The sequence below is a fragment of the Myroides guanonis genome, from assembly GCF_900114085.1.
In the GTDB taxonomy this organism is placed as follows: domain Bacteria; phylum Bacteroidota; class Bacteroidia; order Flavobacteriales; family Flavobacteriaceae; genus Flavobacterium; species Flavobacterium guanonis.
Map to the genome: position 1 here is coordinate 1 of NZ_FORU01000017.1, position 20390 is coordinate 20390.

Annotated in this window: 23 protein-coding genes; 8 read left to right on the forward strand and 15 right to left on the reverse strand. The window is 33.6% G+C overall.

The genetic code is table 11. The features are described 5' to 3' along the window. A partial coding sequence (locus BM024_RS12255) for an integrase core domain-containing protein (protein WP_143077752.1) occupies positions 1-249 on the forward strand: 249 nt, incomplete at its 5' end. 1267 nt (positions 250-1516) lie between these two features. Next, positions 1517-1867: a DUF2200 domain-containing protein gene (locus BM024_RS12260; RefSeq protein WP_090680869.1), complete on the forward strand. Its 351-nt coding sequence runs from the start codon at positions 1517-1519 to the stop codon at positions 1865-1867. Positions 1868-1922: 55 nt separating this feature from the next. On the opposite strand, the gene BM024_RS12265 is transcribed toward BM024_RS12260, so the two are convergent. Together BM024_RS12265 and BM024_RS12270 are read right to left on the reverse strand one after the other, a co-directional pair. Further along, positions 1923-2876 carry a transketolase family protein gene (locus BM024_RS12265; protein WP_090680871.1) on the reverse strand — a complete coding sequence of 318 codons (954 nt, stop codon included), beginning with the start codon at positions 2874-2876 and terminating at the stop codon, positions 1923-1925. Positions 2877-2898: 22 nt separating this feature from the next. Then, positions 2899-3747, reverse strand: coding sequence for a transketolase (locus BM024_RS12270; RefSeq protein ID WP_090680874.1), 849 nt, complete (start codon positions 3745-3747; stop codon positions 2899-2901). Between the two features lie 197 nt (positions 3748-3944). Here BM024_RS12270 and BM024_RS12275 point away from each other — a divergent pair, with 197 nt between their 5' ends. Both BM024_RS12275 and BM024_RS12280 read left to right on the forward strand, forming a co-directional pair. Then, positions 3945-5150 (forward strand): MFS transporter, encoded by a 1206-nt coding sequence (locus BM024_RS12275; protein ID WP_090680877.1) that lies wholly within the window; start codon positions 3945-3947, stop codon positions 5148-5150. A 30-nt stretch (positions 5151-5180) separates the two neighbouring features. Beyond that, entirely contained in the window at positions 5181-5966 is a 786-nt protein-coding gene (locus BM024_RS12280) for an ABC transporter ATP-binding protein (RefSeq protein WP_090680879.1), read from the forward strand. Here the strand turns inward: BM024_RS12280 and BM024_RS12285 are convergent. The 7 genes from BM024_RS12285 to BM024_RS12315 form a co-directional block, all read right to left on the reverse strand. Continuing rightward, positions 5953-6960 carry a cation diffusion facilitator family transporter gene (locus BM024_RS12285; RefSeq protein WP_090680882.1) on the reverse strand — a complete coding sequence of 336 codons (1008 nt, stop codon included), beginning with the start codon at positions 6958-6960 and terminating at the stop codon, positions 5953-5955. The genes BM024_RS12280 and BM024_RS12285 overlap by 14 nt on opposite strands. Before the next feature lie 9 nt (positions 6961-6969). Continuing rightward, positions 6970-7572, reverse strand: a complete 603-nt coding sequence (locus BM024_RS12290) for a pseudouridine synthase (RefSeq protein WP_090680885.1) — start codon at positions 7570-7572, stop codon at positions 6970-6972. Between the two features lie 152 nt (positions 7573-7724). Beyond that, positions 7725-8573 (reverse strand): DUF2911 domain-containing protein, encoded by an 849-nt coding sequence (locus tag BM024_RS12295; protein WP_090680887.1) that lies wholly within the window; start codon positions 8571-8573, stop codon positions 7725-7727. Between the two features lie 6 nt (positions 8574-8579). After that, positions 8580-10565, reverse strand: coding sequence for a protein-disulfide reductase DsbD family protein (locus BM024_RS12300; protein ID WP_090680890.1), 1986 nt, complete (start codon positions 10563-10565; stop codon positions 8580-8582). Beyond that, positions 10562-11878, reverse strand: coding sequence for a tRNA lysidine(34) synthetase TilS (tilS, locus tag BM024_RS12305; protein ID WP_090680891.1), 1317 nt, complete (start codon positions 11876-11878; stop codon positions 10562-10564). Before tilS ends, BM024_RS12300 begins: the two co-directional genes overlap by 4 nt. 156 nt (positions 11879-12034) lie before the next feature. Next, positions 12035-13075, reverse strand: a complete 1041-nt coding sequence (locus BM024_RS12310; protein ID WP_090680894.1) for an RluA family pseudouridine synthase — start codon at positions 13073-13075, stop codon at positions 12035-12037. 10 nt (positions 13076-13085) lie between these two features. Beyond that, positions 13086-13679, reverse strand: a complete 594-nt coding sequence (locus BM024_RS12315) for a PASTA domain-containing protein (protein ID WP_090680898.1) — start codon at positions 13677-13679, stop codon at positions 13086-13088. Positions 13680-13904: 225 nt separating this feature from the next. Here BM024_RS12315 and BM024_RS12320 point away from each other — a divergent pair, with 225 nt between their 5' ends. Together BM024_RS12320 and coaD are read left to right on the forward strand one after the other, a co-directional pair. Further along, positions 13905-14888, forward strand: coding sequence for a D-alanine--D-alanine ligase (locus tag BM024_RS12320; RefSeq protein WP_090680900.1), 984 nt, complete (start codon positions 13905-13907; stop codon positions 14886-14888). Beyond that, on the forward strand, positions 14889-15344 hold the full coding sequence (gene coaD / locus BM024_RS12325) for a pantetheine-phosphate adenylyltransferase (RefSeq protein ID WP_090680903.1): 456 nt from the start codon (positions 14889-14891) through the stop codon (positions 15342-15344). Positions 15345-15410: 66 nt separating this feature from the next. Here coaD and BM024_RS12330 read toward each other — a convergent pair whose 3' ends face one another. The 4 genes from BM024_RS12330 to BM024_RS12345 all read right to left on the reverse strand — a co-directional run bounded on the left by BM024_RS12330 (position 15411) and on the right by BM024_RS12345 (position 18070). After that, entirely contained in the window at positions 15411-15902 is a 492-nt protein-coding gene (locus BM024_RS12330; RefSeq protein ID WP_245753889.1) for an ecotin family protein, read from the reverse strand. Positions 15903-15980: 78 nt separating this feature from the next. Then, positions 15981-16553, reverse strand: coding sequence for a DUF3347 domain-containing protein (locus BM024_RS12335; RefSeq protein WP_090680909.1), 573 nt, complete (start codon positions 16551-16553; stop codon positions 15981-15983). Positions 16554-16804: 251 nt separating this feature from the next. Further along, positions 16805-17290 carry a lipocalin-like domain-containing protein gene (locus BM024_RS12340; protein ID WP_090680912.1) on the reverse strand — a complete coding sequence of 162 codons (486 nt, stop codon included), beginning with the start codon at positions 17288-17290 and terminating at the stop codon, positions 16805-16807. 180 nt (positions 17291-17470) lie between these two features. Further along, complete coding sequence (locus BM024_RS12345; RefSeq protein ID WP_090680914.1) at positions 17471-18070, reverse strand: NUDIX hydrolase; 600 nt, start codon at positions 18068-18070, stop codon at positions 17471-17473. Between the two features lie 7 nt (positions 18071-18077). On the opposite strand from BM024_RS12345, the gene pyrE reads away from it, so the two are divergent. After that, the gene (pyrE, locus tag BM024_RS12350; RefSeq protein WP_090680916.1) at positions 18078-18719 is read left to right on the forward strand and encodes an orotate phosphoribosyltransferase; all 642 of its coding nucleotides are present in this window, start codon (positions 18078-18080) and stop codon (positions 18717-18719) included. Positions 18720-18738: 19 nt separating this feature from the next. Continuing rightward, entirely contained in the window at positions 18739-19131 is a 393-nt protein-coding gene (locus BM024_RS12355) for an orotate phosphoribosyltransferase (protein WP_090680919.1), read from the forward strand. 77 nt (positions 19132-19208) lie between these two features. Here the strand turns inward: BM024_RS12355 and BM024_RS12360 are convergent, their stop codons facing one another. Together BM024_RS12360 and prmA are read right to left on the reverse strand one after the other, a co-directional pair. Beyond that, a complete protein-coding gene (locus BM024_RS12360) occupies positions 19209-19484 on the reverse strand; it encodes an ATP-dependent Clp protease adaptor ClpS (protein WP_090680922.1) in 276 nt (91 codons plus the stop codon). A gap of 16 nt (positions 19485-19500) precedes the next feature. Then, on the reverse strand, positions 19501-20340 hold the full coding sequence (gene prmA / locus BM024_RS12365) for a 50S ribosomal protein L11 methyltransferase (protein ID WP_090680925.1): 840 nt from the start codon (positions 20338-20340) through the stop codon (positions 19501-19503). Between the last annotated feature and the right edge of the window lie 50 nt (positions 20341-20390).

Here is a 20390-nt window from a genome sequence, read left to right on the forward strand (position 1 = left end):
GCTGTAGCCGAGAGGGTCAATGGAATCATAAAAGGTGAATTTGATTTAAATTATTCAAATCTGGGATATCAAAAAACAAAACAGATACTAAAGGATAACATAGAGGCATATAATAGTCTTAGACCACATAATAGTTGTGACAATTTAACCCCGAACCAAGCTCATTTAGAAAAGGGTTTTTTAACCAAGAGATGGAAGAACTATTACAAGATAAAACAACTAAAAAAAGAAGATGTACAGCAATCTTAGGACTACTAAATTACATGTACAGTTATAAGCAGGATTAATAACAATAACTGTACAGCTATACTAGGACGAGACACCTCCATATATTTCATAGACTTTGAGTGGACCTTGAGTGGACTTTAAGTGGACTTTGAGTGGACATTACGCACTTTATCCTTATCTAATCCTAATGTTTGATATGAAAAAAAATGGGTAAAAATCAATTCATCTGTTCCATTTTGTAAGTTTTTGTCAGACACATTTTCAGATTTTATATGTAAATACTTTTTTCGTTTTATTCTAAAACAAAATTATAGCGGACAACAAATCGCGTTTTGAAATGTGGTTAAAATGACTACTTCTGACCACTTTTACTCTATCAAAACCTATTAGAAAACCGAAAACAAAGGTTTTAAATATTCTTAATTTGCCCCCCCTAGGGTGTTGCTTAGGTCATGTTCAGGTTTCATTGAAAAAAAAGGCGTTTTACTGAAGCTGACTAGAAGGAAGCCAACAGCTAACCAACAGAAAAACTCACTTTGAGACTTCTTTTTACCATTTTATTTTAGAAATCTGAGATACTTCGGATAACTAAAATATATCACACCTACAATAAAACTTAAAAGTTCAAACTCCTAATGCATCAACAATTTCAACACTCTATAACTCTCTACAAAACAAGTAATTAATTATGTAGCTTGAAGCTGTTTTCTCGATAATCGCCAATCGAATTTGCTGGATCATTCGTGTTTATAGGTTGTTTTTCTCAGCTTCGTTTTAGGTCAAGGCGCCTTAAACCCCATCTTGATAAATCTTCACTGAATATTTATTATTCTCCTGGTCCTAAAATAATTGACACTATCCCATTGAATGATATATAGATTTTTAAAACGTGAATGCTGAAACATGAAGACTATATCTGAATATTTTCCTGTTAACAATAACTCGATTAGCAGCACGAATTTTTCTAACTAACAAAGTAAAAAGTAGTTAGACTATATGAAATTTAAATATTGAAAGAAAATTCGAAAGGGTTAATACTCCCTTCAAAATCTAAAGAATCGTTTAATTCTATAAATCACAGTCCAGACAATTTAGATTGTGCTTCGAGGTCACAATTACAAAATAAACCAACGAATTCACAAACCAACAAAATAATTTTAATCATTAAAATCCGTAGATTTGTTATGGATCTAAGTCTCTATTTAAAATACACATCTATAAAACAGTGTGTTAAATATTTTCAGATGCTATTCTTACAAACAAATAGTACTAACTAACTTTATAGATCATGAACCAACAAAGAATTTATAAAATCCTTTTTTCAAGCGTATATCCTCTATATATAGCAAAAGCAGAAAAAAAAGGAAGAACTAAAGAAGAAGTAGATATTGTCATTAAATGGCTAACAGGTTATGATCAAAAAGGACTCGAAAAACAAATAGAAGAAAAAAGTGATTTCGAAACTTTTTTTAAGAACGCACCATTACTAAATCCAAATAGCGACAAGATAACAGGGGTTATTTGTGGATATAGGGTGGAAAATATCGAAGATGATTTGATAAGAAAAGCACGATATATGGATAAGCTAATAGATGAATTAGCTAAAGGAAAAGCTATGGATAAAATACTACGAAAATAAAAAAGAGATTATAACAGTGTGTTATAACCTCTTTCATATATAAATAGAAAACGAATTATTTTCTAGCAATAACTTTTTCAGCCTTAGCTATAATAGCCTCTGCATTCAAACCGTATTTTTCCATTAATTCAGCAGGAGTACCGGATTCTCCGAAAGTATCTTCAACTGCTACGAATTCTTGCGGTAATGGATTGTGAAGAGCTAAAACTCTTGAAACACTTTCACCCAATCCACCTAAGAAATTATGCTCTTCAGCAGTAACTATACAACCTGTTTTACCAACAGATTTTAAAATAGCCTCTTCATCCAAAGGTTTAATAGTATGAATATTGATTACCTCAGCAGAAATACCTTTAGCCTCTAGAGCCTCAGCAGCCTGAAGTGCTTCCCAAACCAAATGCCCAGTAGCAACGATTGTTACATCGGTACCTTCCGTAAGCATTACCGCTTTTCCAATTTTAAACTCTCCATTTTCAGGAGTAAAATTAGGAACAACCGGACGACCAAATCTCAAGTAAACAGGTCCTTCAAAATCAGCAATAGCCAATGTTGCAGCCTTAGTTTGATTGTAGTCACAAGTATTGATTACAGTCATTCCTGGCAACATTTTCATTAAACCTAAATCTTCTAAAATCTGATGTGTAGCACCATCTTCACCTAGTGTTAAACCAGCATGAGAAGCACATATTTTTACGTTTTTCTCTGAATAAGCAACAGACTGTCTAATTTGATCATAAACCCTTCCAGTTGAAAAGTTAGCAAAAGTTCCAGTAAAAGGAATTTTACCACCAATCGTAAGACCAGCTGCAATTCCAATCATATTAGCCTCTGCAATTCCAATTTGGAAAAAACGCTCTGGATGATTCTTTTTAAAGTCATCCATTTTTAAAGAACCTATTAAGTCTGCACATAGTGCAACAACATTCTCATTTTTTTGTCCTAATTCAGTTAAACCAGCACCAAATCCCGAACGTGTATCTTTACTACCTGTATTGATATATTTTTTCATTGTCATTTTCGTTTAAAAAGGATTAATAATCACCTAAGGTTTCGGCGTTTTGATTCAAAGCTTCCTCTAATTGAGCATCACTAGGAGCTTTACCATGCCAAGCATGAGTTCCCATCATATAATCAACACCATTCCCCATTTCAGTATGTAATAAAATACAAACTGGTTTTCCTTTTCCTGTTTTCGATTTTGCCTCTGTTAAACCATTAACAACCGATTCTATATCATTTCCTTTTTCAATGTCTAAAACATCCCAACCAAAAGCTTCAAACTTGGCTTTGATTGATCCCATGTGTAAAACTTCATCTGTTGAACCATCTATTTGCTTTCCATTTAAATCAACAGTAGCAATAAGATTATCTACTTTCTTAGCAGATGCATACATCATAGCTTCCCAGTTTTGTCCTTCTTGTAATTCACCATCACCAAGTAAAACATAAACCAAATGCGAATCCTTATTTAATTTTTTAGCCTGTGCTGCACCCAATGCTACAGATAACCCTTGTCCTAATGACCCAGAAGCCATACGTATACCTGGTAAATGGTCATGAGTTGTAGGATGTCCTTGCAAACGAGTGTTGATTTTTCTAAAAGTTGCCAATTCGCTTACCGGGAAATACCCACTTCTAGCTAAAACACTGTAAAAAACGGGAGAAATATGGCCATTAGACAAAAAGAAGATATCTTCATTCAATCCGTCCATTTCAAAACTCTCTTTACGCTCCATAATGTTCTGATACAAAGCCACAAAAAACTCAGCGCAACCTAGAGAACCTCCTGGATGACCTGAATTTACTGCATGTACCATTCTAAGGATATCCCTTCTTACTTGCGTTGTTAAATCTGTTAATTGTTGTGTGTTTGGTTTCATTGTTATTTTAATAGAATGATTCAAGTAGCAAATATAATGAGATTATTACATCTTACTCTAAATAATATAAGAGTTTTACCCCTGCTTCGTTTAGCACTCCAGATATCATTCTTAGATATTATTTTAATTCCAAAAACAGCCATGCCTACGTTGCATTTTTACCGTATTTTTGCATTATCCCTTAATCCTTTTTCAGAATGAACAAACTTTGGCAATCCTACTTAGATTCCTATAGAGGACTATCCCAACCAACTTGGATATTAGCTCTTGTGATGCTTATCAATAGAAGCGGAGCTATGGTAATCCCCTTCCTTGGTGTTTATATGACCTCTAAACTTGGTTTCGAATTAAAAGAAGCTGGGATAGCACTTAGTTGTTTTGGTGTTGGAGCTATTATGGGATCTCTTTGCGGAGGTTGGCTTACAGATAAAATAGGTCATTACCTCACACAAAGTATAAGTCTATTTCTATCTGTTCCAGTATTCTTTATGCTCCCCCTCTTTACAAGTTTCGAGTCGCTATGCGCCGCCATTATTGTATTGAGTTTCATAACCGAAATTTTTAGACCAGCGAATAGTGCATCCGTGTCTTATTACGCTAAGCCAGAAAACCTAACACGTGCTTTCTCTTTAAATCGAATGGCATTAAACCTAGGATTTTCAATAGGACCAGCATTAGGTGGTTTCTTAGCAGGTTATTCTTATAGCTTGTTATTCTACGTAAATGGAACGATGGTTGGTCTAGCGGGAATTGTTTTTCTGTTCTATTTCAGAGGTAAAAAAGGAAATGATGCTTTACTAACAAATCAAGCTACTGTAAAAACACAACAACCAGCAAACAAATCGGCTTACAGAGATGTAAAGTATATATTCTTCACGCTTTTCTTGACTATTTACGCTACGTGCTTTTTTCAATTGTTCAACTCATTACCGATTTTTTACAAACAAGTACATTTATTAAACGAAATCAACATCGGTTATATATTAGCCTTTAGCGGTTTAATAGTATTTGGACTTGAAATGATCGTAGTCCATTTAGCAGAAGCCAATTTAACCATACGTCAAAACATGGTCTTTGGAACAGCACTCTGTGGTGCAGCCTTTGTTGTCTTAATAGCCCCTTTAGGTGTCCCTATACTCTACGTCTCTATGTTTTTGCTATGTATCTCAGAAATTCTAGTAATGCCCTTTTCATCTACCATCGGAGTCAACCGTTCTAGTAGTGAAAACAGAGGGTCTTATATGGCTTTAAATGCATTAGCCTTTTCAATTGCTCATGTTTTCTCGCCTCTTTTCAGTACTACAATAGCAGAAAACTATGGATTCAATACACTTTGGATAGTTACGGGTGTATTAATAGCATTGGCTTCTTTAGGCTTTTTTGTATTGATGAAAAAAATGTAATTTTAGAACTCTATTAGAAATTTAAATAAAATGTCAATCCCAATTCTAGAAACAAAAGATTTAAAAATAGGTTACCGACACAAAAACCAGGAAAAAATAGTTTTAGAAAATTTAAATCTACAACTAAATAAAGGTCGTCTAATCTCACTTATTGGTATTAATGGAATTGGAAAATCAACGTTATTAAGAACCTTATCTGGAGCGCAATCAGTCTTGAGTGGTACTATAAATCTACAACAAGAAGCCTTAAACACTTATTCCAAAGAAGATATATCCAAAGAAATAAGTGTTGTGTTTACAGAAAAAATTAGCCAAAGCCATTTAAAAGTTCGAGAATTGGTTGCACTTGGAAGAATACCTTACACCAATTGGATAGGAACACTAACCCCAAAAGACTGGGATATAGTTGAGGAAGCTATAGAACTTACTGAAATAAAAAAACTCGAAGACCAAGCTATAAATTCGCTGAGTGATGGTCAAATGCAAAAAGTATTGATTGCAAGAGCGATTGCTCAGGACACTCCAATAATCATATTAGATGAACCCTCCACTCATTTAGACTTATATCATAAAATAAGTCTATTTCGTTTACTAAAAAAACTGTGTATTGAAAAAGACAAGTCCATACTATTTTCAACGCATGATATGGATTTAGCCTTACAAATAAGTGACGAAATCATAGCATTAACACACGATTACACTATACAAGGCACTACACAAAACTTGATAGACCAAAACATTTTCAACAACTTCTTTCAAGACGAGCATATCGTATTCGAACCAACCGAACGCAGATTTAAAATTACACTTCCTTAAATTCGTCCGTACAATTATGACGTTTATTTTTAGAGATATTTTCAATATTCCAAACCACTTGCTTTTCGAATGGATGTTGGCGAACAGGACAATCAGTTTTAGAACAAATAGCACAAGAAAACTCCTTACAATCATCCATATGAACAAAGAGCTCTAATTCACTGCCAAATCCCTCATTAATCGCCTTCTCAAGCGCTTCCACCTCGTGATGTCCTTCAACAATTGTAAAATACCACGGCAAAGTTAGATGACAATCAAAATGCAAAACACTCCCATACTTAATAATTCGAAGATTGTGTAAATCGATCCAATTATCACGGCGAATCTCTTGTAGATTAGCCACCACCTCTAGGAGTAAGCGTTCATCAGATTCATCCATAATTCCAGAAATAGCACGACGCACTATTTTATATCCAGTTACAATAATTATACCTGCAAACAATAAAGCGACAGCACTATCCAACCATTGATAACCTGTAAAAAACAACAATACCAATCCAATGATAATACCAATAGTCGAATAAGTATCAGATTGCAAATGCTTACCACTGGCAATTAATGCCAACGAATTATTCTTAGTTCCCTTTTGAACAGCATATCGCCCCAATATATAATTTACAACAGCTGTAATTGAAATTAAAACAATACCATAATCCAATTGCTGAATTTCAGAAGGCAATGAAAGGTTTTTAATAGCCTCATAGATAATCACCAAGCCAGCAACAATAATCAGAGCCCCCTCTAAAGAAGCAGATATAAATTCGACTTTTCCATGTCCATAAGGATGGTTCCTATCTCTAGGTAAACTAGAAAGATATAAACTATATAGACCAACAAAACCACTAATAACATTAATAACACTTTCTAAAGCATCCGTTAATATAGCAATGGAATTGGTGAGATACCATGCAACTATCTTGACAAGGAATAATAAAACTCCAACAGTCGCTACAATTTTCTGAAACTGATAATTCTCTCTAGCCTTGCTATTCATACATCCTTTTTAATACAATTCAATTTCTCTTACTTCTCCAACCTTTAGCTCCTTAATACTGTGTATTCCAATTCGAACACGCACCAATCTTAAAGTAGGAAAGCCAACTTTAGCAGTCATCTTTCGAACTTGTCTAAACTTACCTTCCGTCAAAACAATTCGAACCCAGCTTGTAGGTCCATGCCGTTCATCTCGAATTCGCTTCCCCTCTCCAATCCAATCAGGGAGACTTGTCAAAATTGAAGCCTCACAAGGTTTCGTTTTATAGATAGTCCCTTTAACACCAATTTCTACTCCATTACAAAGTTCTTCAATAGCTTCTTGAGTTACAATTCCGTCCAATTGAACATAATATTCCTTTTCATAATGAGCACTTCGAACCACTTCACTTGCCCATCCGTTAGTCGTTAAAAGTAATACTCCTTCAGAATCCTCATCTAAACGCCCTATCGCCATAGTTCCCTCTGGGAAATCGAATAATTCACCTAGCTTCTTTTTAGCGCGTTTTTTCTCATATATAAACTGACTAATATAACCGTGCGGTTTATACAAAATAAAGTGTCTTCCTTCTAGTGCAAATACAGGCTCAATACTTTCGTTACTCAAATTCATTAGGTAGTAAAATTTCACACAAAGTTACTAAATCTCGCACAGTCCATACCCTATATAAAGTCACTATTTATCAACTAACCTAGCATCTATAAAAACAGTCACAATTAGAAATAAAAAAACCGCTTCTTTCGAAACGGTTCTTATAATATCAATTAAATGGACCACTCTAATATGGCATCCTTATTCATTTTAATATAATCTAAATTATTAGCTTTCTCTGCCATTTCTAGCGATTTTTTAGCTGTCTCAATAGCACCTTTCTTATCCCCCATCTTAGCCTGAATTTGAGATTTCAATCTAGTAAAATAAAAAGGAGCAGAAGCACCTTCTTTTTCAATAGCAGCATCAATCCATTTTAAAGCCTTAGAAAGTTCTTTATTAATTAAAAAATAATACTGAGAAGCTGCGTAATAATCAACCGCTTTAGGTCCCGAAAAAGTTTGTTCTATACTAGCCAATGCCAATTTCTCAGACGGCACACCTATATGAATAGGAACAATTGTTTTTTCCCAAATCAATTCCATATCAACACCATCAATATCAACATTGTTAAGCGCAATAGTAAAGGTCTCATATTTTCGATCAGAAGAAACAGATTTTACATCAGTTCTCAATGCAACCTTTGACTCATCAAACTTTTCTGGTAAACCCCAGTTATTAGTATCAGAATAAAATATCACCTCCCAAGAAGTCGCTTTTGGAATTGTATACAAAGCATACTTTCCTTTTTTAAGTTCTTTTCCCGCAATAGTTACATCGTCTGCGAAAGTAACTGTAGTATTCATATTAGCTCCAGTTCTCCACATTCTTCCGTAAGGAACTAAATCCCCAAATACAGAACGTCCACGCATACTTGGTCTTGAATAGTCAATAGTGATATTCGTTAAGCCAACTACTTCTTCAATCTTAGACTTCGAACTCGTTGGAGGTGTTTTAACCTGAGCATCCATAGTAGCTATGGAAAACAAAACGAGTGCACTACAAATTACTTTCTTAAACATAACTAATTATTTTTTATGGTTATCAATTCCTTCTTGCAACCATTGTTTATACGAATCAATATCTGGTGTATAACCAATTGGTGCATTCATTTGTGTTTCAGATTCATCTAAAACAATATAGTAAGGTTGTGCGTTTGCTTGATAATGAGTAATCTGAAAGTCACTCCATTTATTACCAACAGATTTCACCTTTTTACCTGTAGTTTCTGAAATATATTGCTCATTTTCAAGCAATTCTTTCTTGTCATCCACATACAATGAAATTAAAACAAATTCATTTTTCAACATGGCTAAAACAGCTGGATCAGACCAAACATAATCCTCCATTTTACGACAATTCACACAAGCATAGCCAGTAAAATCCAAAAGAATAGGTTTATTAACCGATTTGGCATAAGCCACCCCTTTTTCATAATCCTTAAATGCAATAATATCATGAGGTCCTAATTCGGCACCATCAGCCAAAATCTCAGTACTAGTCGAACCACCTCCTTTAGAATTTCCAACTCCATAAGGACTTTCACTATAAGTCATTGGAGGAGGGAAACCAGAAATAATTTTCAAAGGTGCTCCCCATAGTCCAGGAATCATATAGATGGTAAAAGTTAACACCAACAATCCCATTCCCAATCGACCAACAGAAATATGTTCTAACGGACTATCATGTGGTAATCTAATTTTACCGAATAAGTAAAATGCCCAAGCTCCAAAAACAGCAATCCATATAGCTAAGAATATCTCACGCTCTAAATAATGTGTTTGTAAAACTAAGTCAGCATTTGATAAAAATTTAAAAGCAAGAGCCAACTCTAAGAAACCTAGAGAAACTTTTACTGTATTTAACCATCCTCCAGATTTAGGCATCGTATTTAACCATCCAGGGAACATAGCAAACAACATAAAAGGTAAAGCTAAAGCAGTTGAGAAACCTAACATTCCAACAATAGGTGCAATTCCACCCTTAGAAGCCGCTTCAACTAGTAAAGTTCCAACAATTGGACCAGTACAAGAAAATGACACAATAGCTAAAGCTAATGCCATGAATAAAATTCCAACAATTCCACCTCTATCTGCTTGTGAATCCACTTTATTAGCCCATGAATTAGGTAACATAATTTCAAAAGCACCTAAGAATGAAACTGCAAATATTACCAACAAAAGGAAGAATATAACATTAAACCAAACATTGGTTGACAAAGCATTTAAAGAGTCTGCTCCAAAAACAGCGGTTACAATTGTACCTAAAACAACATAAATAAGAATAATAGAGAATCCATATATAATAGCATTCTTTATTCCCTTAGCTCTTGTTTTACTTTGTTTTGTAAAAAAGCTCACAGTCATCGGAATCATTGGGAACACACAAGGTGTTAACAAAGCTGCAAATCCCGAAAGAAAAGCAATAAAAAAGATAGTAACTAACCCTCTTTGCTCTTCTTTTTTAGGCGCAACTGTCTTAGCTACTGCTCCATCCTTATCTGCAATCGTAGCTTGACTATCTGTTACAGCTGCTTCCTCAAAGTTTTGAACCTCCTTAGATGTCAAACTTTTGATATCAAACTCAAACAAATTACTTTGGCTAATACATACATCTTTACAAACCTGATAACCCAATTCCATTTGAATTGTTTTTACATCTGGATTTAAAATCTTTATTTCTTGAATTAATTGGACAGGACCAACGAAATAAGTTTCATCAACTTCAAAAACATCGTTGTATTGAGTAGCAGTTTCACTTTCCTTTGCTGCTCCAACTAACTCATAATTTCCTTCAATATTATTATAAATAAACTCCGTAGGAAGTGGTCCTCCTTCAGCTGTATACTGAGAGTACATATGCCAATCGTCTTCTACAATACCGTCTAATGTTATAACAAATTCAGTATCTGACTTTTTCTCGATTTTCGATTTCCACTTTGCAGGGTTCATAATTTGCGCTTGCATCGATACCATAGTAGTAAAGAAGAGTAGCAAATAGGCTAATTTTTTCATTGGTTTAATTTAATTTTTAAGATTTTGGTTGTTGTATTAGTTATTTTAAATCGTTCATCCATTCGGCTTCCGACAATCCAAACAATTTGATTCTCGGAGCACAATAGCCATGTATTCTCTTTTTCTATCTGGGAGTACTTTTCATCCTTAAAATACTTGCTCAGTTTTTTCTTTCCATGCATTCCAATAGGATAAAAAACATCTCCTGATTTCCATTTTCTAAGTGTAAGTGGAAAAACCAACTTTTCACTATCTACAAAAATCACATTGGGCTGTTTACCTAATTCCATTGAAGACTCAACTTCCTTAAACTCTAGACCTATCGGTAAATTAACAGATTGTAAATTGTCAACAGTGAATACTGATTCATCTGTGTTTATACTTGATTTTGGAGCTAAAATAAGAAATTCTCTGTTCTTGAGTAACACAAACTCTATTCCAAAAATCATCTTACCCGTTTCACCATCAATCAAAGCATCTATATCCTTCCAAGCTTTAAAGCCATAGGGTTTAAGCCAAGTATGTAAATAAGCACGAAAGTTAGGTATTTCTTTCAACCTCACAATAGAAAAGTGAGACTCTTTTCCAACCACACAAACTACCTCTTTAAAATATAATGAAGAGGCATCTTTTGCCATCTCTGAGGTTTCCTCTAAATAATGAAGTGTATTCTGAAAAGACTGTGAAAAACTAGTATTCAAAGACTTAAGGATAGGCAAGACATCTTTCCGAATTTTATTTCGTACATATTTAGTCTCAGCATTGGTTCTATCCTCTCGCCAAGCAATACTCTCAACGCTTGCATAGCGTTCTATTTCCTCCCTTGTGAAAGGTAGAAGTGGTCGTAGTATTTTATTGTTTTTTTCAGGAATACCGAGTAATCCTTCGATCCCTGTACCTCTAGTAAAATTAATAAGAAATGTTTCCATTGCATCATCTAAGTGATGAGCTGTCAGAACATAATCTAAAGACTTTTCGTTTAGTAAATCATTAAACCATTGGTAACGCAACTCACGAGCAGCAATTTGAATAGAAACTTTCTTAGTTAAAGCATAGTCTTCGGTATCAAATTCTTGCACAAAACAAGTTATTCCATGTTTATAACAGAAAGTCTCTACAAACTCTTGGTCCCCATTACTGTCTTCACCTCTTAAATGAAAATTACAATGTGCAACTTGTATATTGAGATTTGAAGCATGGCATAGATGTAACAAAACCATACTATCAATACCCCCACTAACAGCGACCAATAATTTACTATCCTGAAATTCAAGGAATTCACCTTGAATATGTTTTAAAAATGCCGCTTTCATTTAATTCTACTAAAAGACAGCAAATTACTCTTTTTTATTTGCACAACAAAAACAGTTATTTATAAAATGCGAAGTACCTTATTACTTTAACGCATAAATTAACAACTTCTTAAAAAAACACTATTATAACATCTAAAGCCTTATAAAAAAGAGTCGTTACTCCAATTCTATATGAGAAGCAGTTGCATAACTTCTCCATTTATCAATGGTTTGTTGTAAGTCAGCAGGTATTTCTGAATTAAAGCGCATGAATTCTTTAGTAGTTGGATGCTCGAAGCCCAATGTTTTAGCATGTAGAGCTTGACGAGGTAACATTTGAAAACAGTTGTCTACAAATTGCTTATACTTAGTAAAAGTAGTTCCCTTCAAAATTAAATTCCCTCCATAGCGCTCATCATTAAACAATGTATGTCCTATAGACTTCATATGAACACGAATCTGATGAGTACGTCCTGTTTCTAATCTACAAGACACAAGAGTTACATATCCTAAGCGCTCTAATACTTTATAATGCGTAACTGCCCATTTCCCTTTAGTCTCATCGTCATAGGTCGCCATTTGCATTCTATTTTTAACATGTCTACCTATATAGCTCTCAATAATCCCCTCCTCTTCAACAACATTTCCCCAAACCAATGCAACATATTCTCGTTCCGTAGTTTTTTCAGCAAACTGTCGTTGTAATTCAGCCATAGCCCATTCGGTCTTAGCGACAACTAACAATCCACTAGTATCTTTATCTATACGATGTACTAATCCAGGACGTTCACTACTATTTAGAGGTAGATTCTCAAAATGATATGCCAATGCGTTCACTAAAGTACCTGTATAATTACCATGTCCAGGATGAACTACAAGTCCAGGTTCTTTATTTATAACCAACAGCGTATCATCTTCATATACAATATTAAGTGGAATATTTTCTGGAATAATCTTATTCTCAAAAGGTGGTTCTTCCATCAAAACACGTACTATATCAGATGCCTTTACTTTGTGATTTGACTTAACTGGAATCTCATTAACAAAGATATTCCCATTGCTAGCTGCCTGCTGTATTTTATTTCGAGTTGCATTCTCAATCAAGTTCATTAAAAACTTATCCACTCGCAAAGGAGCTTGTCCCTTACCTGCTTCAAATCTAAAATGTTCAAATAAACCTTCTTCAATATCTTCATTAAAACTCATAGTTTCTTTCATTTAACTAAATTTATTCTATTTCTGGAGCTTGGTCCAACTCTTCAGATGACAAAGCTGCTTTACCATCTCCTAAAACAAAGTCAATGCGCGAATCTTTTGTAATTCTATCACCTGCCTTTACTTTATTCCCATTCATTGAAACCCCTAACACCACATCTTTACCTATAAATGTAGTATAAGATTTCGTGCCTTCTTTCAATCCTAGTGCCTTAATAGTAGCTAATGCCTGTCTATAAGTAAGCTGTTCCAAAGACGGCATTATAACTTTACCATACCCAGAAGCATTAATTTTTACATATATTTTTCTCTCTTCTTTTACTTTACTTCCCGCAGATGGATCTTGCTCTAAAATAGTTAAAGGTGGAATATCTTTAGAATACTCTAAAGTATCCAATACCACCATACGCAGATTCGCTTTCTCCAAAACCTGTAAAGCTTGATCACTATCTAACTTTCTCAAATCGGGTACTGTAATTTCATATCCGTGTTTTGTTGTAATATCCAACCACTTTAAAGCACCAAAAGCTCCTATGACTAGCAGAACAATCGCAGCAATTAGGGATATAAAAAATGCTTTACTTTTAAAAAACATAAATAGTCTCATCTCATATAGAATTTAGACAAAGATATAAAATAGAAAAGGTTTTTTGTTTCTATCTTTTATTATAAATTTGTTTGAAGCATTACTACAGACAACACCTTTATAACAAGGCTTTGATTTTGGAGTACTTTGACAAGAAAGGCTATTGGACATCAAGCTTATAGGTTTAAATATTCGCTATTCCAAAGCAAAACACATTGTTTATTTACGATTAAAACCGCGAATTATATGAAACAGGTTGCAATAATTATGGGAGGTTATTCTAGCGAAGTAGAAATTTCTTTAATAAGTGGACAAGTAGTTTACGACACCCTTGATAAAACTAAATACAATCCATATAAAATCCATATTCTTAAAGACAAATGGGTATATGTTGACGAAAACAACAATGAATACCCTATTGATAAAAACGACTTTTCTGTAGAAGTTCAAGGTAAAAAAATCACGTTTGACGTAGTCTTTAACGCTATTCATGGAACTCCAGGAGAAGATGGTTTAATGCAAGCTTATTTATCATTATTACACATACCTCAATCTTCGTGTGGTTATTACCAAGCTGCGTTAACAATGAACAAACGCGATATGCTATCTGTTTTAAAACCTTATGGAATAAAAACAGCTATATCATACTATCTCAATCAAGGAGATGAAATAATAACAGAAGATATTATTCAAAGAGTAGGACTTCCTTGTTTTGTAAAACCAAACAAATCGGGATCTAGTTTTGGTATCTCCAAAGTAAAAGATTCTGACGAATTACTAAAAGCAATAGAAACAGCTTATAAGGAAGACGACGAAATCTTAATTGAAAGCTTTTTAGATGGAACAGAGGTTTCTGTTGGTGTTATCAATTATAAAGGTGACATTTTAGTATTACCTATAACCGAAATAGTATCAGAAAACGACTTTTTTGATTATGAAGCTAAATATCTAGGTAAATCACAGGAAATTACACCTGCTAGAATATCAGAAGAAATGGCTGATAAAATAAGCGCTATAGCAAAACGCATTTACACCATACTCAAAATGGAAGGGTTTTCAAGAAGTGAATTTATTATAGTAGGAGAAACTCCGTTTTTGTTAGAAATGAACACTGTTCCCGGTCTTACAAGAGAAAGCATACTACCTCAACAAGCAAAAGAAGCTAATATTTCATTACCTGATTTATTCGAAAACGCCTTAGAATTAGCATTAAATAAACCAGTAAGATAAATGAGAAGAGCTGTATTTCCAGGGTCCTTCGACCCTATAACCAACGGTCATTACGACATCATTCTTAGATCGCTTCCATTATTCGATGAAATAATTGTTGCAATAGGTATTAATGCAGATAAAAAATATATGTTTCCTTTAGAGACACGTAAAAAGTTTATTGAAGATGCGTTTAAAGACGAACCAAAAATCCGAGTTGCAACCTACACTGGTCTAACAACAGATTTTTGTATAGAAAATGATGCTGAATTTATATTAAGAGGACTTAGAAACCCAGCTGACTTTGAATTCGAAAAAGCCATTGCTCATACCAACCGCTTATTAACCAAAATTGAAACTGTTTTTCTCTTAACCGCTGCCAGCACTTCCTTTATTAGTTCTAGCATCGTGAGAGATGTAATTCGAAATAAAGGAGACTATACTCAACTCGTTCCTGAATCAGTTCGAACCAAATAAAACAATAAAAAACGCCTCTTCATTTATGGATGAAGAGGCGTTTTTACATTATAAAACCAATTACTACTATTTTCTATTTCTTACTTCCAAAGCTTTATATTCCTCTCCATCTGTTTTATAGATAGAATATGTAACATCATACCCTTCTGGAACATAAATAACTATAGGCATTTTACCATTGTAACGAGTTAATTGTGGCAATGCAGTAACAAAAAGATTTCTTTTCTCGGAATCTGGACATGCCATCATAGTAGAAGTAACCTCTCCTTTAGTTTCGAAAGTATAATAAGTATACCCCCAACCACTTAAATCTTTTTCCTCTAAAGTTCCCATTAGATTAAAATAGTTACAACCATCTACTTCCATCCACTTTCCAACTTTAAACTCTATTTTCTTACTAGAGTCTAAATCAGAATGAGGAACTTCAATCACTACTTGTTTATATCCATTTTCTGGTTTAGGAAAAATAGACACATCTACTTTAGTTATGGTCTGTGCCATAACACCTGAAATTGTTCCCATAAATAAAACTGCTAATGCTAAAACTTTCTTCATCATTTTCTTTTTTTAATTTTTCTAAAACAATCCTAAACAAGCTTCGTGCCAAAGCTTAATGGTTTAAATAATCTTATAGATTTAAGGCTGCATTTCTAACTTCGTAGCACCACATCTCAGCATCATATTTCCAAATAAAGGATTTAGCAACTCCTCTTCATCACTTAACCACATCCCCCCTTTATTTTCATTATACATAGGACAGTATTGTTCATAAACCACGCGGTCAGAACCTACTATATTTATAAATTGTTTAACTTGATGACTCAAAGGCTCAAAGTGCGCTCTTTGCTCCTTTAAATCCTCTTTAAGCATTCCTTCTGCTTCCCTCTTCATTTCTTTCACAAGGGCACTTGCTTCTGCATTCTCCGATTTAAAAGCATCCAACTCCCTCAAAAGGTTCACTGTTTCTTTTTTAGCCTCTATTGCATCATCTTCTTGTAATGCCTCTTTTATATCAAAATAACTATCTAAAATACCACTACTAGCTACTGAGTGAACCAATGAAACTATTTCATGCTTAGTTTCTTTCGCTTGTTTTTGTACTTGCTCTGTTGCAACTTGAGGAGTTTCTTCTAATGCTTTATTATTATTATCCTTGCAGGAAACCAATCCAAAAGCAGCTATAACTGCTACAATCATTACTTTTTTCATATCTATAAAATTTAAATATTTTTAGTTTAACAGAACCTCCCTTTCCATCTAAAAGCGATAAGTCATGTATTTAAAAGTAATAAAAAAAATCAAGTAATCTTTTATCAATCAACAAAATGATAAAGCCCCTACAATAATCTTATGTTAACTCCACCATATCCGTAGCTCTAATACATCAAAAAAAAAGGTTATTCATTTTATTGAATAACCACTTTTTTTTTGATATATTTTAATTCTTTGGTGCTATAATATTACTTAACTTTCTTAAACACTTGTCTAATAGTCACGACGTTTAACTCATAATCTTCAGCTTCATCCCTAGTCATAGGTCTATCAACTAGAAGAGTATTATCACTTAATTCTTTAATCGTAAATACAGCTTCAACGTTAAGAGCTCCCTCTACAAAACCTAATTTCAATTTATCACCTTCTACTTTCCAAGTCCCATCTTCAACTTCAGACTTACAATCACTTGCCACTTCGCTATAATTATAATAAGTATCCTGATAAAAACCACCTACTAAAAATTCAGATACATCCAATGGACATGCTCCATTATCATACATATCTGTTTCCACAACATTACCTTTAGCATCAAGCGCTAACTCTTCCATGATAGTCCACTTACCTACCAACTTATTATTCCCCTTATCAGATGAATTATCATCGCTCCCACAAGAAATAACACCTAATGCCATTACAGCAACCCCTAAAAAGGACAAAAACTTTCTTTTCATAACTTTAGTTTTAACATTGCAATATTAATCACAAATAATTCAACTAGCAAATAAAAACACACAATCAACCACGAAGCCACTCAATTAATCATAAAAATGAAATTTCAATAAACAATATTTAACAAAAAAAGCCATAACAATAAAAACTATTATGACCTTTTTACAATTCATTCAATACAACTACAACACTCCCGATTCTTCAATTAGTAATCGAATATTTTCATAGGAATTTTCCAAAACCTCAGGTATTTGCTCTTTATTCAACCATACCACCTTTTCAATACCTTCTTCTAACTGCCCCACCATTTCTCCATCGAAATCAGTTACCATTTCAAACCAATGGGTTATTTTTAACTTATACTTTCCATTGCGCTTAAAAATATGATAGGTCTTTTGGAGTTTACGTTCAATTTTCAGACCCGTAACCCCAGTTTCTTCTTCTACTTCGCGAATAGCTGTATCCTCAATAATCTCATCCCTCTCAATACCTCCTTTAGGTAAATCCCATTTTCCGTTTCTAAAAATAAACAAGACCTCTCCTTTCGAATTATAAACCAATCCACCCCCAGCTTTTTGCACAGGAATCTTTTCTTTTATCTTTTTTAATATCTCTTTTTCATTCGGATGGTACAAAAAAGCCTTTTGGATTTTATTTTGAAAGTATTTAATGATAATTTTGTCGATATCGACACTATCTAATAAAAACAATTGAAAGTCGGTTTCCTTTTCAATTTTATTCGTTAGAAACAGAGGTTTGTCGTTTACAAAAACTTTATACATTTGTATTATGATTTTTAATAAAGAAACAGCACAAAAAACGGCTGAATTGCTTTTACAAATTAACGCAATTAAATTAAATCCAAAAAATCCTTTTACTTGGGCATCGGGTTGGAAATCTCCAATCTATTGTGACAATAGGATTACGCTTTCCTATCCAGAAATTCGTCGATTTATTCAAGAAGAATTTGCAGTTAACATTATCGAGAAATACGGTAAACCAGATGTAATCGCAGGTGTGGCAACAGGAGCAATTGGAATTGGTCTTTTAGTTGCAGAAGCTATGAATTTACCTTTTGTATATGTACGTCCAGAACCTAAAAAACACGGAAGACAAAACCAAATAGAAGGTCAATTAGACGCTGGAAAGAAAGTAATTGTAATTGAAGACTTAATCAGCACGGGTAAAAGTAGTTTACAAGCTGTTGAAGCCCTTAAAGAACAAGGAGCTGAAGTAATTGGAATGGCTGCGATTTTTACCTATGGTTTTGACATAGCTACTGAAAACTTTAAAAATGCTGGAGTAGAATTAATGACTTTAAGCAATTACCCTACTCTTCTAGAAAGTGCAGTGTCAAAAAAATACATTTCAGATTCAGATTTAGAAACGCTACAAGAATGGCGTGAGAATCCATCTGTATGGAATCAATAACCTTTTAAAAGTAAAAAATATGAAATTAGAAAGTTCTAAAATACAAGTAGCAAAATCTGCTAATTATATGTTCGAAGCACTTACAGATGTAAAAAACTTTGAAAAACTAATGCCAGATTCAATTGCAAAATTTGAAGTAATTGATGAGAATTCGTTTGTATTTGCTTTAAAAGGAATGCCTGAAATTAAACTGATACAAAAAGAACAAGTAGCACCTACTAAAGTTGTTTTAGGCGCAGCTAGTGATAAGCTTCCGTTTACACTTATTGGCGACATCAATCCTATTGATGACACTAACTCTGAAATACAATTACATTTTGAAGGAAACTTCAATCCTATGATGGCTATGATGGTAAAAGGTCCAATTGGAAACTTCATTCAAGCTTTAGCAGGAAATATGAATAAACTATAATAGAATCCTATAATAAAAAAGGCTATCTCAAACAGATAGCCTTTTTTATTATATAAAGATTTACAATTCTTACGAATCTACATAATTTCAGCACTTAAACCTCTGTCTAACAATTTTGAGCACATAGGTTTTAGTTTTTCATACTCACCCGTTTTCACCGTACATTTCCCAGTATAATGAACCAACATAGCACATTGCTCTGCTTGCTCATTCGTATGATCACACACCTCTATTAAAGTATCAATAACATGATCAAAAGTATTTACATCATCATTATAAAGGATAATTTCACTTTGACCACTAATTAATTCCGATATATCTAACTCTTCTAAAACTTTTTCCTGCGTACTCATTTTCCTTGTTTTTTTACTATGCTTTTATAAACTTCAAAGATAACCAATTATTTTTTTCTAATTGATTTACATATGATAAGCCCTGAGCCTCAGCAGCTTTTTGGATATGTAAAAAATCTTCGACATAAAACCCACTAAAATAAATCTCACCACCGCTTTTTAAGCAATCTCCATAAGACTTCATATCTTTAATTAGTATGTTTCTGTTAATATTTGCAAGAATAACATCATACTTAGGCTCTTTGGAAAGCATATTTGCGTCTCCTTCAAACACTTGTATGTTAAGACAATTGTTTCGCTCTGCATTTTCGACAGAATTTAAATAACACCAATTATCAATATCAATAGCATCTACACTTGATGCTCCTCTCATAGACGCAAGGATAGCTAATATAGCAGTACCACACCCCATATCCAACACCACCTTATCTTTCATCTCATTTTGCAATATATGACGAGTCATCATAAAAGTAGTCTCATGATGCCCTGTCCCAAAGCTCATCTTTGGCTCAATAACTATATCATATTCTGCATCTGTCTTTTCATGAAAAGGAGCTCGAATAAAGCATACGCCATCAACATCAATTGGACTAAAGTTTTTCTCCCACTCTTCATTCCAATTAATCTGTTCAATTTCTTCTTTTCTATAAGTAACTATAAAATGCTCTGATTGAAGCAATTGAATATCCTCCAAAATATCAGCACTCCACAATTCTTTTTGAACAAAAGCACTAACACCTGTTTCCGTTTCTTGAAAACTTTCAAAAGCCTTCTCTCCCAATTCGGCAATTAATATTTCTGTTCCTAATTCTCTTGGCTCTACATTAAAATGATAGGCTATATATGATAAATTCATAATTTTGTTTTATTCTTAACGTTAAGATAACATTCTAGAGAAGTTCTAAT

Bases quoted from the DNA above. Each gene is read 5' to 3' on its own strand.
- BM024_RS12330 (WP_245753889.1), bottom strand. From the start codon at position 15,902: ATGATGAAGAAAGTTTTAGCATTAGCAGTTTTATTTATGGGAACAATT.
- BM024_RS12260 (WP_090680869.1), top strand. From the start codon at position 1,517: ATGAACCAACAAAGAATTTATAAAATCCTTTTTTCAAGCGTATATCCT.
- BM024_RS12340 (WP_090680912.1), bottom strand. From the start codon at position 17,290: ATGAAAAGAAAGTTTTTGTCCTTTTTAGGGGTTGCTGTAATGGCATTA.
- BM024_RS12265 (WP_090680871.1), bottom strand. From the start codon at position 2,876: ATGAAAAAATATATCAATACAGGTAGTAAAGATACACGTTCGGGATTT.
- pyrE (WP_090680916.1), top strand. From the start codon at position 18,078: ATGATTTTTAATAAAGAAACAGCACAAAAAACGGCTGAATTGCTTTTA.
- BM024_RS12310 (WP_090680894.1), bottom strand. From the start codon at position 13,075: ATGAAAGAAACTATGAGTTTTAATGAAGATATTGAAGAAGGTTTATTT.
- tilS (WP_090680891.1), bottom strand. From the start codon at position 11,878: ATGAAAGCGGCATTTTTAAAACATATTCAAGGTGAATTCCTTGAATTT.
- BM024_RS12355 (WP_090680919.1), top strand. From the start codon at position 18,739: ATGAAATTAGAAAGTTCTAAAATACAAGTAGCAAAATCTGCTAATTAT.
- prmA (WP_090680925.1), bottom strand. From the start codon at position 20,340: ATGAATTTATCATATATAGCCTATCATTTTAATGTAGAGCCAAGAGAA.
- BM024_RS12360 (WP_090680922.1), bottom strand. From the start codon at position 19,484: ATGAGTACGCAGGAAAAAGTTTTAGAAGAGTTAGATATATCGGAATTA.
- BM024_RS12290 (WP_090680885.1), bottom strand. From the start codon at position 7,572: ATGAATTTGAGTAACGAAAGTATTGAGCCTGTATTTGCACTAGAAGGA.
- BM024_RS12275 (WP_090680877.1), top strand. From the start codon at position 3,945: ATGAACAAACTTTGGCAATCCTACTTAGATTCCTATAGAGGACTATCC.
- BM024_RS12335 (WP_090680909.1), bottom strand. From the start codon at position 16,553: ATGAAAAAAGTAATGATTGTAGCAGTTATAGCTGCTTTTGGATTGGTT.
- BM024_RS12300 (WP_090680890.1), bottom strand. From the start codon at position 10,565: ATGAAAAAATTAGCCTATTTGCTACTCTTCTTTACTACTATGGTATCG.
- BM024_RS12320 (WP_090680900.1), top strand. From the start codon at position 13,905: ATGAAACAGGTTGCAATAATTATGGGAGGTTATTCTAGCGAAGTAGAA.
- BM024_RS12285 (WP_090680882.1), bottom strand. From the start codon at position 6,960: ATGAATAGCAAGGCTAGAGAGAATTATCAGTTTCAGAAAATTGTAGCG.
- coaD (WP_090680903.1), top strand. From the start codon at position 14,889: ATGAGAAGAGCTGTATTTCCAGGGTCCTTCGACCCTATAACCAACGGT.
- BM024_RS12315 (WP_090680898.1), bottom strand. From the start codon at position 13,679: ATGAGACTATTTATGTTTTTTAAAAGTAAAGCATTTTTTATATCCCTA.
- BM024_RS12295 (WP_090680887.1), bottom strand. From the start codon at position 8,573: ATGTTTAAGAAAGTAATTTGTAGTGCACTCGTTTTGTTTTCCATAGCT.
- BM024_RS12280 (WP_090680879.1), top strand. From the start codon at position 5,181: ATGTCAATCCCAATTCTAGAAACAAAAGATTTAAAAATAGGTTACCGA.
- BM024_RS12345 (WP_090680914.1), bottom strand. From the start codon at position 18,070: ATGTATAAAGTTTTTGTAAACGACAAACCTCTGTTTCTAACGAATAAA.
- BM024_RS12270 (WP_090680874.1), bottom strand. From the start codon at position 3,747: ATGAAACCAAACACACAACAATTAACAGATTTAACAACGCAAGTAAGA.